Source organism: Herminiimonas sp. NPDC097707 (assembly GCF_044761395.1).
In the GTDB taxonomy this organism is placed as follows: domain Bacteria; phylum Pseudomonadota; class Gammaproteobacteria; order Burkholderiales; family Burkholderiaceae_D; genus Oxalicibacterium.
This window is the reverse complement of record NZ_JBIWCI010000001.1, coordinates 1,635,482-1,648,056: the sequence shown is the minus strand read 5'-3', so window position 1 is coordinate 1,648,056 and position 12,575 is coordinate 1,635,482. Positions and strand designations below refer to the sequence as shown.

General features: G+C 53.5%; 9 protein-coding genes. 7 read left to right on the top strand and 2 right to left on the bottom strand.

All coding sequences use genetic code 11. The features are described from left to right. The first annotated feature begins 121 nt into the window (after window positions 1-121). From adk to ACIQW9_RS07935, 4 genes are all read left to right on the top strand, one after another. A complete protein-coding gene (adk, locus tag ACIQW9_RS07950; protein WP_402335113.1) occupies window positions 122-778 on the top strand; it encodes an adenylate kinase in 657 nt (218 codons plus the stop codon). 250 nt (window positions 779-1,028) lie between these two features. Beyond that, the gene (locus ACIQW9_RS07945) at window positions 1,029-3,188 is read left to right on the top strand and encodes a sodium-translocating pyrophosphatase (protein ID WP_402335110.1); all 2,160 of its coding nucleotides are present in this window, start codon (window positions 1,029-1,031) and stop codon (window positions 3,186-3,188) included. A 451-nt stretch (window positions 3,189-3,639) separates the two neighbouring features. Further along, complete coding sequence (locus tag ACIQW9_RS07940; RefSeq protein WP_402335107.1) at window positions 3,640-5,268, top strand: L-lactate permease; 1,629 nt, start codon at window positions 3,640-3,642, stop codon at window positions 5,266-5,268. Between the two features lie 10 nt (window positions 5,269-5,278). After that, a complete protein-coding gene (locus ACIQW9_RS07935) occupies window positions 5,279-5,455 on the top strand; it encodes a hypothetical protein (protein ID WP_402335104.1) in 177 nt (58 codons plus the stop codon). 40 nt (window positions 5,456-5,495) lie between these two features. Here the strand turns inward: ACIQW9_RS07935 and ACIQW9_RS07930 are convergent, their stop codons facing one another. Next, window positions 5,496-5,762 carry a hypothetical protein gene (locus ACIQW9_RS07930; protein ID WP_402335101.1) on the bottom strand — a complete coding sequence of 89 codons (267 nt, stop codon included), beginning with the start codon at window positions 5,760-5,762 and terminating at the stop codon, window positions 5,496-5,498. Between the two features lie 207 nt (window positions 5,763-5,969). After that, window positions 5,970-7,220 (bottom strand): putative Na+/H+ antiporter, encoded by a 1,251-nt coding sequence (locus tag ACIQW9_RS07925; protein WP_402335099.1) that lies wholly within the window; start codon window positions 7,218-7,220, stop codon window positions 5,970-5,972. Between the two features lie 672 nt (window positions 7,221-7,892). Between ACIQW9_RS07925 and ACIQW9_RS07920 the strand changes: the two genes are divergently transcribed. The 3 genes from ACIQW9_RS07920 to ACIQW9_RS07910 all read left to right on the top strand — a co-directional run bounded on the left by ACIQW9_RS07920 (window position 7,893) and on the right by ACIQW9_RS07910 (window position 12,441). Further along, window positions 7,893-8,879: a diaminopimelate dehydrogenase gene (locus ACIQW9_RS07920; RefSeq protein ID WP_011871869.1), complete on the top strand. Its 987-nt coding sequence runs from the start codon at window positions 7,893-7,895 to the stop codon at window positions 8,877-8,879. Window positions 8,880-9,393: 514 nt separating this feature from the next. Continuing rightward, the gene (gene ggt, locus ACIQW9_RS07915; RefSeq protein WP_402335096.1) at window positions 9,394-11,187 is read left to right on the top strand and encodes a gamma-glutamyltransferase; all 1,794 of its coding nucleotides are present in this window, start codon (window positions 9,394-9,396) and stop codon (window positions 11,185-11,187) included. Between the two features lie 75 nt (window positions 11,188-11,262). Continuing rightward, window positions 11,263-12,441, top strand: coding sequence for a patatin-like phospholipase family protein (locus tag ACIQW9_RS07910; protein ID WP_402335094.1), 1,179 nt, complete (start codon window positions 11,263-11,265; stop codon window positions 12,439-12,441). Window positions 12,442-12,575 lie beyond the last annotated feature (134 nt).

Below are 12,575 nucleotides of genomic sequence, written 5' to 3'. Positions count from 1 at the left end.
TAATTTTGTGGTAAGTTTCGTGCAAAGTTCATAGCGTAAATCTATAAATCACGTCTATCCTCCGGTGCCGTTATGGCACCTTTCGGTAATAGAATTCAAAACTCGTTTTAGGAAAAATTTCATGCGCCTCATCCTTTTAGGAGCGCCTGGTGCCGGTAAGGGCACGCAAGCTGGTTTCATCAAAGACAAATACAATATCCCGCAAATTTCCACTGGCGACATGTTGCGCGCTGCGGTCAAGGCAGGTACTCCATTGGGCATCGCTGCCAAAAAAATCATGGACGAAGGTGGTCTGGTATCGGACGACATCATCATCGGTCTGGTCAAGGACAGATTGAAGGATGGAGATTGTGCAAACGGCTATCTGTTCGATGGCTTTCCGCGCACCATTCCGCAAGCAGATGCAATGAAAGATGCCGGCGTCGCCATCGATTACGTGCTGGAAATCGATGTGCCGGACGAAGCGATTGTCGAGCGCATGAGCGGCCGTCGTGTGCATCCTGCATCCGGCCGTACTTATCATGTCAAATTCAATCCGCCGAAAGCGGCAGGTCGTGATGATGTGACCGGCGAAGAGCTGATCCAGCGCGACGACGACAAGGAAGAAACGGTCAAGAAACGTTTGTCCGTCTATCACGATCAGACTGAAGTGCTGGTTGGCTATTACAACAAGTGGGCAGAATCCGGCCAGCCGGGTGCCCCCAAGTATCGCAAGATCGCCGGTGTCGGTCCGGTCGATCAAATTCGCGACAGCGCCTTTAAAGCGTTGGAAGGCTAAAGAAAAAGCGGACCATGTGTCCGCTTTTTTCATGCCGGCTCATTTATTTTCGTAGCCGCTTGTTCTGGCAGTTAGTTCGCTATAGCATTAAACCGTATTGATGCATCACCAGACTCAGCCAGCCCTGGCACCCAATAATAAAAAGGGCGACGGAAAGTTTTGCAGTACGCAGTTCGCAGGACGTTTTTTAAATGTCTGTCGTAAATGTCGTAGTGGTTAACTAAGTCGTTAAAAAATTGGAGGAGTCGATATGGCATCAAGCATTTGGTTCGCCATTGCATGCGGCGTCATTGCCGTCATCTATGGTTTGATCTCACGCAGCTGGATCCTGAAGCAGGATGCCGGCAATCCCCGCATGCAGGAAATCGCCAGCGCGATTCAAACCGGTGCTGCAGCCTATCTGGCGCGGCAATACCGGACGATCGCCATCGTCGGTGTCGTGCTGTTCATCATCATTGCTGTAGTGCCCGGTCTCGGTCTGACGACTGCAGTCGGGTTTCTGATCGGCGCCGTGCTGTCCGGCGCATGCGGTTTCATCGGCATGAATGTGTCGGTGCGCGCCAATGTGCGGACTGCGCAGGCTGCCACCAAAGGCATGAACGAGGCATTGGATGTCGCGTTCAAGGGCGGCGCAATTACCGGCATGCTGGTAGTCGGTCTGGGTTTGCTCGGCGTGGCGATTTTTTATCTGATACTGACATCTTCTGCACGTCATGGCCTCGGTTATACCGTCAGCCTGCATGACGTGATCACGCCGTTGATCGGCCTCGCGTTCGGCGCCTCGCTGATATCGATTTTTGCGCGACTTGGCGGCGGTATTTTTACCAAGGGCGCAGACGTAGGCGCCGATCTGGTTGGTAAAGTCGAAGCAGGTATTCCCGAAGACGATCCGCGCAATCCTGCGGTGATTGCCGATAACGTAGGCGACAACGTAGGCGATTGCGCCGGCATGGCTGCCGATCTGTTCGAGACCTATGTGGTGACGCTGATTGCAACCATGCTGCTCGGCACGCTGGTGATGAAGGGCATGGAATTGCAGGCTGCAATTTATCCCTTGCTGCTGGGCGGCGTCTCCATCATTGCCTCCATCATCGGTTGCTCGATGGTGAAGGCGAAGCCGGGTAAAAAAATCATGTCGGCTTTGTACACCGGATTGTGGTGGGCGGCGGGTTTGTCGCTGATTGGTTTCGCCATCGTGACCTGGATAGTCATTCCGCCGGAATTGCGTGTCGCGATGATGGGTTCCGCGGTGGTCGGCATAGTGTTGACCGGCCTGATGGTCTATATCACCGAGTATTACACCGGCACCGATTTCAAACCGGTGCAGCACGTGGCGCAGGCATCTACGACAGGTCACGGCACCAACATCATTGCCGGACTGGGCGTGTCCATGCGTTCGACGGCGTGGCCGGTGGTCTCGGTCTGTGCCGCCATTCTGTCTTCATACTGGTTGGGCGGCTTGTACGGGATTGCGATTGCGGCCACTGCGATGCTGTCGATGGCTGGCATCATCGTCGCACTGGATGCCTACGGACCGATTACCGATAACGCCGGCGGCATTGCCGAAATGTCCGGCATGCCGGAATCGGTGCGTGCGATTACTGATCCGCTCGATGCCGTCGGCAACACAACCAAGGCGGTGACCAAAGGGTATGCAATCGGCTCGGCCGGTCTGGCAGCGCTGGTGCTGTTTGCCGATTACACGCACGCGCTGGATTCGGTCGGTAAAAGCACATCTTTCGATCTGTCGAATCCATTGGTCATCGTCGGCCTCTTCATCGGCGGCCTGATTCCCTACCTGTTCGGGGCGATGGCGATGGAGGCGGTAGGGCGTGCTGCCGGTGCGGTGGTGATGGAAGTGCGGAGACAGTTCCGCGATATCAAAGGCATCATGGATGGCAGCGGCAAGCCGGAATACGACAAGGCCGTCGACATGCTGACAACAGCCGCAATCAAGGAAATGATCATTCCCTCGCTATTGCCGGTAGCGATACCAATACTGGTCGGCATGATCCTGGGACCGGCGGCGCTAGGCGGCTTGTTGATGGGCGCAATCGTGACCGGTATCTTCGTGGCGATTTCGATGACCACCGGCGGCGGCGCCTGGGATAACGCGAAGAAATATATTGAAGACGGCCATCACGGCGGCAAGGGTTCCGAAGCGCACAAGGCCGCGGTAACCGGCGATACGGTTGGTGATCCCTACAAGGATACGGCCGGGCCGGCCGTCAATCCCCTGATCAAGATCATCAACATCGTGGCTTTGCTGATGGTGCCCTTGCTGCCTGCGACAGGTCTGCAGGCCATCACCGGACACGGCAGCGTCATTGAGACGACGATCATCGTACCGGCGACAACGATCGTGGTTCCCGTTACGGAAATTGTGGTGCCGGCACCGATCAAGCCCTAGTGAAATTTCTTGCTCATGACAAAGCAGCTTCGGCTGCTTTTTTATTGTCTGAATCGAAAGTGGCGCAAGTGCAGGATCAGCTATTCCCCCTTGCTTCAATCACGTTCATCCCGGATTTATTTAACAAATAAAGCAACCCGACCTTCTTTTTCCATACGCATCCCATGCACCCAGCGGCTTCTTCCTAGTCTTAAAAAGTGAAATTAAGCTTGACAAGGATCATAGATATTTTAAACTGACATGTCAGATATGGTCTGAGCTTATAGCAGAGATGATTAACAATTTACAAAGGAAGAGATTTAAATTGAGTTTGTGACGTTCAGGATTGATCAATACTGAAGAACCTTCAGTCTAGTTATGCCCTCCCCATTTTTACCCCGAAATGCAGCAGGAAAACTATCTCCCTCGTATACGTAGTCGCACCACAGCCTCAATCTAGACAGCACACATCATGAATATGACTGTATCCGCAACAAATTGGCTCATGGCATTCCTGCCCTTACTGTTTTTATTGGTATTAATGCTGGGTAGAAAATGGGGGGTGGCAGAAGCCGGCTCTGTTGCCTGGTTGGCCGCAGCAGCAACAGCCTGGTTTTTTTTCGATACGCCGGCGGAAGTAATCGGCTATGAAACTGTGAAAGGCACATGGAGCGCCGCTAAGGTACTGTACGTCGTTTGGGCATCCATTCTGATTTATGAAGTGACGAATGAAGGCGGTGCCTTTGAACCGCTACGTCAGGGTATTACCCGCATTCTGCCAGACCCACTGATGCAGGTGCTCGCATTCGGTTGGGCCTTCGCATCTTTTCTGCAAGGCGTTACCGGCTTCGGTGTACCGATTGCGGTTTGTGCGCCGCTGCTGGTAGGTATCGGCGTACGTCCACTCTATGCAGTGATCATTCCCCTGGTTGGGCACGCATGGAACAATACATTTGGTACGCTCGCGGTAGCTTGGCTGGGCCTGAATCAGGCAGCGGACATGAGCCCAGCCTTGGCGACTGAGACCGCGTTTTATGCTGCCATTTTTACCTGGGTACTCAACTTTTTTGGTGGTTTGCTGGTTTGCTGGGTATATGGCAAATCCTCGGGCGTACGCAAGGGACTTCCCGCGATCCTGGTTTTGTCTGCATTGCAAGGTGGTTTGACGCTCGTGCTGGCGCAATGGAACCCTACACTCACTGGTTTTATTGCTTCAACCGTCGCGTTCATTGCCTTGTTCTTCGTCGCAAAACTGCCGGGCTATCGTCATGCAAAACCTGCGGACAGCGTCATTTTTGAAGACTCCGTGCGTCAAGGAAAAGGCATCGCTCCTGCACCACATCCGACTTCAAGTGGAGAGCGTACGGCAGCAGCGCCCAGCATGACGCTGAACCAGGCATTCATTCCTTACTATGCCTTGCTGATTATCACTTTCGGCATCCTGTTGATTGCACCGGTCAAAGCGGCCTTGGCTACATTTTCAATCTCACTGAGCTTCCCTGAGACTGTCACCGGCCTGGGCTTTGTACAAACGGCATCGCGCGCATCCTTTGCTCCGCTGATTGATGCAGGAACCTTCCTGCTGTTGGCTGCCGTAGTTGGCTATATCTCATTTGCCATGATGGGTTGCATGCGCTCAGGGGCAATGGGACGCGTGCTATACAACACGCTGGATAAAGCCATTCCATCAACCGTTGCCGTGATCGCCTTGATTGCCATGTCCAATATCATGGCAGGCTCAGGTTCTGTCTTCGTGCTTGCCCAAGGCGTTGCAGCAGTGACCGGCACTGGTTATGGTTTCCTCGCACCGCTCGTTGGCGGGCTGGGCTCCTTCATGACCACCTCCGCCTTGGCGTCGAATATTTTATTCGGCGGTTTTCAACTCTCCACAGCAGATGCAGTCGGCCTGAAATCATCAGCCATCCTCGGCGCGCAAACCGCTGGAGCTGCTGCTGGAAACATGATCGCGCCAGGTAACGTATTGCTGGGCACAACGACAGCAGGCATTCTCGGTCGTGAAGGCGAAGTGCTGAAGGTAACCATCCCGCTATTCATGATCGTTGCGGTCATCATTGGCGTCATCGTATTTTTTGTTGCTTAAGGAGTAAGGCATGTCCAAAGAAATCATTTGGCTCATCATCGCTGGGATTGCAGCATTGATCGCGGCGCCGCTTATTTATCTCGGCCTGCATAATCAAGTACGCATATTGCTTGCCAGCGGTTTTGCGCTGTTTACTTTCTCTATGCTGATCACGCCTTTCCTGTGTATCACCGCCAAGAAAAAGTAAACACATCCGCATCATTGCTTTTCTTCCTGTGAGGCCGCATTCATATCTGCCAGTGATTCTGGCGATAAGGATCCGGTCTTTTTTTATCCAGCAAGGAAAAGGTCATTCCTGTTGCAACAAAGTTCGTGGCTGCATATGACTTCGTGATTTTCCCTCGGCTTAAAACACAGTCCTCATCAATCGCCTGGCGAATCCAGGACCTTGTCTTGAAACAAAATTCACGCTGCTCACAAACGTAGTCCGTGCATGAAAGGAGTTTTGCAAGCAAATACAGCATCAATGGCGTATCGGCTGCCAAAGAAGACATCAATTATTTTTGATTAATCATGCAGTTGCTCGCCGCTACTATGCGTATCGGGAACATACTCGGAGGAGAAGAGGCAATCCGGGGACTGGTGAGCGATCACTCAATCGTGCAGATCAGTACGGCAGTCATTTTTGCAACAAGAAAGTGATAATGCCCAGTGGTGGCGATGTGCATATCGGATCACATCGCCACACTATCTACCTGAATCTAGATTAGAAACATGCCAGCAGCAACAGCGGTTGGCAAAATGGCGCCGGCCAACAGGCCGCCCAGGCCGATTGCACCATCTTTAAACCCGTCGCGGAGCAAGGCAACACCAGCCGGATTAGGCGCATTGGCAATCACCGTCAAACCGCCGCCGGCAACCGCACCGGCAACCAGCATGTACTTGGCTTGATCAGTCATGCCTTCAATCAGCGAACCCAGATAGGTCAGCGCCGCATTGTCTGTAATCGCCGTCAAACCCAGTGCGCCGAAGAACAAGGCTGTTGGTTCCAGGCTGGACACAATAGGTTGCAACCACCATTGCTGCATCCCGCCGAGGACGACCAGGCCTGCCAGGAAAAAACCGACCAGCAAGCCTTCTTTCAGAATGAGCGTGTTTTGATACTGGCTATATGCCTTGGTAAAACCGAGGAAAAACAGAAAGATAGCCAGGAAAATAACCGGATGATGTGCAAACACAACCACGCCACCCAAAGCCAGAAAGTGAACGAGGCTTACCGAAAATGGCATCGCATCCTTGGCAGATTGTGCCGTATTGGCTGGTTCGTCTGTGAGATGCGAGCGCAATAGAAACGTAATCGCAGTGGTATTGATCAGAACGGCAACCGCCGCTTTCCAGCCGAAGGTGCTCGCCATGAATGCGCTGTCCCAATTCCACGTTGCAGCCACCATCAAGACCGGTGGCGCAGCGAAAGAGGTGAGAGTGCCGCCTATGGATACGTTCACAAACAAGACACCCAGGGCACCGTATTTTTTCCATTCCGGCGTACCTTCGCGAAATACCAGCGGTGCCAGCATGAGTGCTGCCAGTGTCATCGCGGCAGGTTCTGTAATAAACGAACCGATCAATGGAACCATGCCCAGACACAGCCATACACGTGCAACGGCTGTGCGTATCGGCAAAAGCGTAGCAAGAATGGATACGAATCCCTTGATGGCTTCCAATACCGGCTTGGAGGCAGCGATCACCATGATGACAAATACAAACAATGGCTCCGTGTATTGCCGGGATTCCGCATATTCGATAGCCTCTTTCCCGCCGACGACAAAAGCCATCACCACGATGAGAACAAATGCCCATAAGCCGAATACCACTTCAATTTCGCCAAGAAGATGAAACAGTCCTGCGTGTTTTTTGCTGCGATCAGCAATACGTTCGAATGACTTTGCCGCAAACGTATGAATCAGCGCGAGCGCAAAAATGACCGCTGCGATTAGATTGATGTTGTCCATATACTGTCCTGTCTCATTAATTTATTGCGAATGATGGAGATTGTGATGCCCAAAATTGTTCTGTATATTGCTACTCGCTTCCTGTGACAGGCCAAACAATACGGTCATGTCTCACTTGCTTTCGACAAGCTTTGCCTCTGCGGCCTGAAAACAGGACAGAGCAAAGCGATGGCTCAAGGCATCAATACAGAAAATAATCAGGAATCAAAGAGAAACGCTTTGCAGAAAGCTGAGCGTCAGGCAAGAAATGCCGGAAAGGGTATCGGTTCATGGTCGCAATAATCCCGCGTGGCGGCCCGACCATCGCATAAACCTGTCTCGCTGCACGATGCAGCGCTACACCCATATTGATCTTACCTGAGCGAGCACCCATACGCAATCCCGAGCATGGACAGGACAAAGAAGCAAATAAGAAATTGCGAGTGTACTGGAAGCTTGCCAGTCGTTTCCGCCACAGCGGACTAGCCATTTCAATGACTTGATATGGTCGCCAGGGAGCAGCTAGACAGTTCCTCTGATTTTCCGAATGCTATCGAGTATTATTTGCGGCTGAACGCATACTGCATGAGGCCTTGTGCCTGCTTTTATATAAGCCGTGAAAAAGAGGGCGTAACACTATTTTTGATGGGTATCCATATCTCATCACACAGATTCTGAACTAGGAGAACTTTAATGGATGAAAAAATCCGTATTGGGGTTGCCGGATACGGTAACCTCGGTCGCGGGGTCGAAATGGCGATCGCACGCAACCCTGATATGCAACTGGTCGGCGTTTTCAGCCGGCGCGATCCCGCTAGCATCGAGCTTTTGACCCAGGCTGTACCCGTCCATAAATTCGACGATATCGAACAGTTTCGCGACCAGATTGACGTGCTCATTCTGTGCGGCGGATCAAAGAACGATCTACCCGAACAAGGCCCAGCATTGGCTACCTTGTTCAACACGATTGACAGCTTTGATACGCACAATAAAATTCCGGAATATTTCGCCGCGATGGACAGTGCCTCATGCGTTGGCGAGCGCACATCCATCATCTCGGTAGGCTGGGATCCGGGCGTGTTCTCGCTCAATCGTCTGTTCGGCGAAGCCATTTTGCCAGAAGGCGAAACCTATACCTTCTGGGGTAAAGGTCTAAGTCAGGGGCACTCGGACGCAATACGCCGCGTGCCGGGCGTCAAGGCCGGTGTGCAGTACACGATCCCCTCGGCTGAGGCGATGGAACTGGTACGCAGTGGCAGCCAGCCCCAACTGTCGACACGCGAGAAACATACTCGCGAGTGTCATGTTGTACTCGAAGCCGGTGCCGATGCCAAAGCGGTGGAACATGCCATCGTCAGCATGCCGGACTATTTCGCCGACTATGACACGACTGTGCACTTCATCAGCGAGGAAGAGTTACGCAGTAATCACTCTGCCATGCCACACGGAGGCTTCGTTATCCGCAGCGGCCAGACAGGGGATGGCAGCAAACAGGTAATAGAGTATTCGCTCAAGCTCGGCAGCAACCCTGAATTCACAGCCGCCGTACTAGTCGCTTACGCCCGCGCTGCTTTCCGCCTCCACAAAAAAGGAGTGCACGGAGCGCACAGCGTGTTGGACATCGCTCCAGGCCTTCTGTCACCCAAAAGTCCGGCTCAGTTGCGCAAAGAGTTGCTCTGATCCCTGGGATACGGAGGCATTCACTCATCAGTTTTTGCGAGGGAAAGAAACCGTAGACTCATATAACAGCACACTTACGTCGGTCGAGGACTTTTCCTCACCGACGTGATTTTTGATGGCAATCAAAATTATGGCCTGACTCAGTTTCTCAGGCAGTAGCAACTCCCGCATCTCGGCAGCTCTTTTTGTCAGCGCACGCATCTCCCTCAACAGTTCAAGCGGAAGCTCAACACTGTCGAGCGTTGCTTGGCGCGCCCCATCCCTCCCGATCTCTGTTGGTGGAGTATTCTGTAGTGGTCATGTCATCTTGGACATTGCGTTAAGTTTTTGTTCGCCCACGGCCGGCGCGAGCCCAATCATTTGCAAATCATCATTCCTCAATCAATTTGTTATCAATAAATTCAAAGACTTGTATAAATTTAGATTTGTATTTCTTTTTCCCCCGGACGCTACAGCAGCGCACAGGCGAATTACACTGGTTCACTGTTTGTCTTTTCCATCTGCGAAATCCTGCATGATTAAATCGTCCCTTGTTATTTGCTTATTGACTGCCTTGCTGGGTGGCTGCAGCAGTTTGCCGCCGGACCATCATTTCGCGTCCAGGCATGCTGCTCCTATCGAGCCGGAAGGCAGTAGCGGCTATATCGAAAAGCATGGCTGGATCGCCAGAAAATTCATGGTGGTTGCTGCCAACCCGCTTGCTGTCGATGCCGGTTATCAAATGCTGAAGGTAGGCGGTTCCGCGGTGGATGCCGCGATTGCCACGCAAATGGTATTGGGATTGGTCGAGCCGCAATCGTCGGGCATAGGTGGTGGCGCCTTCATGCTGCATTTCGATGGCGACAAGGTACAAGCTTTCGACGGGCGTGAAACTGCGCCGGCGCATGCGACTGAAAAACTATTTCAAACTGCCGATGGCAAGACGATGCCCTTTCAGGAGGCCGTAGTGGGCGGTCGCTCGGTTGGTGTGCCGGGAGTATTGCGCATGCTGGAGCTGACGCACAAACAATATGGCAAGTTGCCATGGTCTACGCTGTTTGCACCGGCGATCCGACTGGCGACCGATGGCTTTGCCGTCAGTCCGCGCCTGGCCACCTTGCTTGAATCTGAAACGTATTTGAAAAACGATCCGCTTGCAGCAGCCTATTTTTATGATGCGCAAGGCAAGCCGAGGCCGATCGGCTATCGATTGAAAAATCCGGCGCTGGCCGCGACGCTGCAGAAAATTGCGCGCGATGGCGCCGATGCCTTTTACAAAGGCCAGATCGCACGCGATATCGCTCGCAAGGTCACGCAGCATCCAGATAATCCGGGTAGCTTGACGACGCAGGATATGGCCGCTTACCGGGCCAAAGAGCGGACGCCGGTTTGCAGCGACTACAAGGCGTGGACAGTGTGCGGCATGCCGCCGCCATCTTCGGGCGGAATTGCGGTGGCGCAGATGCTGGGCATGCTGGAAACGAAAGACATGCGCGCGCTGGCACCTATCGATGGTGTGCTGAATGCGGATGCCGTGCACCTGTTTGCGGAAGCAGGGCGCCTGGCTTATGCGGATCGCAATCGTTATATTGCCGATCCCGATTTCATCCCGTTGCCGGACGGTGGCGTACGTGCGCTGCTGGATAAAAAATATCTGGCCCGGCGCGCTGCGCTGATAGGCGAGCGATCGATGGGACAGGCGCAGCCGGGTATGCCGTTCGGACAGCAGCTTGCATGGGGAAACGATGCTTCACCCGAATTGCCCTCGACCTCGCATATTTCCATCGTCGATGGTGAGGGCAATGCATTGGCGATGACGACGACGATAGAAAACGGTTTCGGTGCGCGCCAGATGGTAGACGGTTTTCTGCTGAATAATGAGCTGACCGATTTTTCGATGGAATCGGCCGATGCCGATGGCCCGATAGCCAACCGCGTGCAGCCGGGCAAGCGTCCGCGCAGTTCGATGGCACCGACCCTGGTATTTGAAAAAGGTTCGAAGAAACTGGTATTGGCGATAGGCTCACCCGGCGGTTCTGCCATCATTAATTATGTGGCCAAGGTGTTGATAGCCACAATGGATTGGGGCTTGAATGTGCAGCAGGCGATCAACCTGCCGAATATCGGCAGCCGTAACGGTCCGACCGAACTGGAGCAGGGACGTGTACCGGCAAGCCTGATTGCGCAATTGCAGGCCAGAGGTCATGAGGTGCAAGTGGTGGAACAAACTTCCGGCCTGCACGGCATCATGCGTTTGCCTGTGCATGGTGAAGAGGTCTGGTTTGGCGGCGCCGACCCGAGGCGCGAAGGGATAGCGCGGGGAGATTGAGTCGCGCTGCATCGGCACCACGGTCAATGTGCGCAGACTTGCCCGAAACTGCAAACCCCTTAATAATCGCTCTCTATGCAAAATCAAAAGAAAATCGGCCTGGTACTGACTGGAGGGGGAGCAAGGGCGGCATATCAGGTCGGTGTACTGCAATCCGTATCTGAAATATTGCGCGAGGCAGGCTGGGCACCCGAGCGTAATCCTTACGACATTATTTGCGGTACCTCGGCCGGCGCCATCAATGCCACCGCGCTGGCTTGTCATGCGGACGATTTTTCTGCCGGCCTCGACAAGGTCGTGAGCGTGTGGGAACACTTTACAGCCGAGCAAGTATATCGCGCCGATTCGCTGGGCGTCCTGCGTTCCGGTGCGAAATGGCTGTCGCTGCTGTCCTTCGGCTGGTTGATGCGGCAATGGAAGGCCAATCCGCCCAACTCCCTGCTGGACAATACGCCTTTGGTCAGCCTGCTGAATCGCATGCTGAATCTGCCGCGTCTGGACGCGGCATTGATGGATGGCAAATTGCATGCCCTGGCGGTGACCACTTCTTCCTATACTGCCGGCAAGCACATCACCTTTTATCAAAGCGAAGCCGATATCGAGCCGTGGGTACGCACGCAACGGGTAGCGATCCGCAGTCAGATCGGGGTCGAGCATTTGCTGGCCTCATCAGCGATTCCATTGATTTTTCCGGCAACCCCGATTTACTGCGAAGGGCGGCGCGAATATTTCGGCGACGGTTCGATGCGGCAAATGGCGCCGATTTCGCCCGCCATTCATCTGGGGGCCGACAAGGTGCTGGTGATAGGTGCCGGACGCTTGCTGGAACCGGCTATTGATTCAGCCGCCAACGCGCAGTATCCAAGTCTGGCGCAAATCGCCGGTCATGCGATGTCCAGCATCTTCCTCGACAGTATCGCCGGCGATATTGAACGCTTGAACCGCATCAACCAGACGCTGTCCTTGCTGACTGATGAACAAAAAACCAAGACACCCTTGCGTCCGGTGGAAATGCTGACCATCGCGCCATCCGAGCGGCTCGATACCATCGCCAGCCGTCACATCGGCAGTCTGCCGCGCCCCGTACGCATGTTGCTGGCGACCATAGGCGCTACCGAAGTGCGCGGCGCCGCGCTGGCTTCCTATCTGTTGTTTGAAAAAAGCTACACCTGTGAATTGATCGCATTGGGTCGCCGTGATGCGCAAGCGCACAAGAATGAAATCCTTGGTTTTTTCGCGACGCAGAAGGCTTGAATGTGTGCAAAAGTCTTCATGAAAGGCCTGGGAAATAAGTAGATATGTCACTGCATACGGGTTGATTCGGCAAACGCAACACGTTACTCTCGGGTATGGGATGTAGCCGGATTGGCTATATTTATTGCTATCTA

Excerpts from the sequence above, each read along its gene's own strand:
- adk (WP_402335113.1), top strand. The coding sequence starts at position 122 with ATGCGCCTCATCCTTTTAGGAGCGCCTGGTGCCGGTAAGGGCACGCAA.
- ACIQW9_RS07945 (WP_402335110.1), top strand. The coding sequence starts at position 1,029 with ATGGCATCAAGCATTTGGTTCGCCATTGCATGCGGCGTCATTGCCGTC.
- ACIQW9_RS07940 (WP_402335107.1), top strand. The coding sequence starts at position 3,640 with ATGAATATGACTGTATCCGCAACAAATTGGCTCATGGCATTCCTGCCC.
- ACIQW9_RS07935 (WP_402335104.1), top strand. The coding sequence starts at position 5,279 with ATGTCCAAAGAAATCATTTGGCTCATCATCGCTGGGATTGCAGCATTG.
- ACIQW9_RS07930 (WP_402335101.1), bottom strand. The coding sequence starts at position 5,762 with ATGTCTTCTTTGGCAGCCGATACGCCATTGATGCTGTATTTGCTTGCA.
- ACIQW9_RS07925 (WP_402335099.1), bottom strand. The coding sequence starts at position 7,220 with ATGGACAACATCAATCTAATCGCAGCGGTCATTTTTGCGCTCGCGCTG.
- ACIQW9_RS07920 (WP_011871869.1), top strand. The coding sequence starts at position 7,893 with ATGGATGAAAAAATCCGTATTGGGGTTGCCGGATACGGTAACCTCGGT.
- ggt (WP_402335096.1), top strand. The coding sequence starts at position 9,394 with ATGATTAAATCGTCCCTTGTTATTTGCTTATTGACTGCCTTGCTGGGT.
- ACIQW9_RS07910 (WP_402335094.1), top strand. The coding sequence starts at position 11,263 with ATGCAAAATCAAAAGAAAATCGGCCTGGTACTGACTGGAGGGGGAGCA.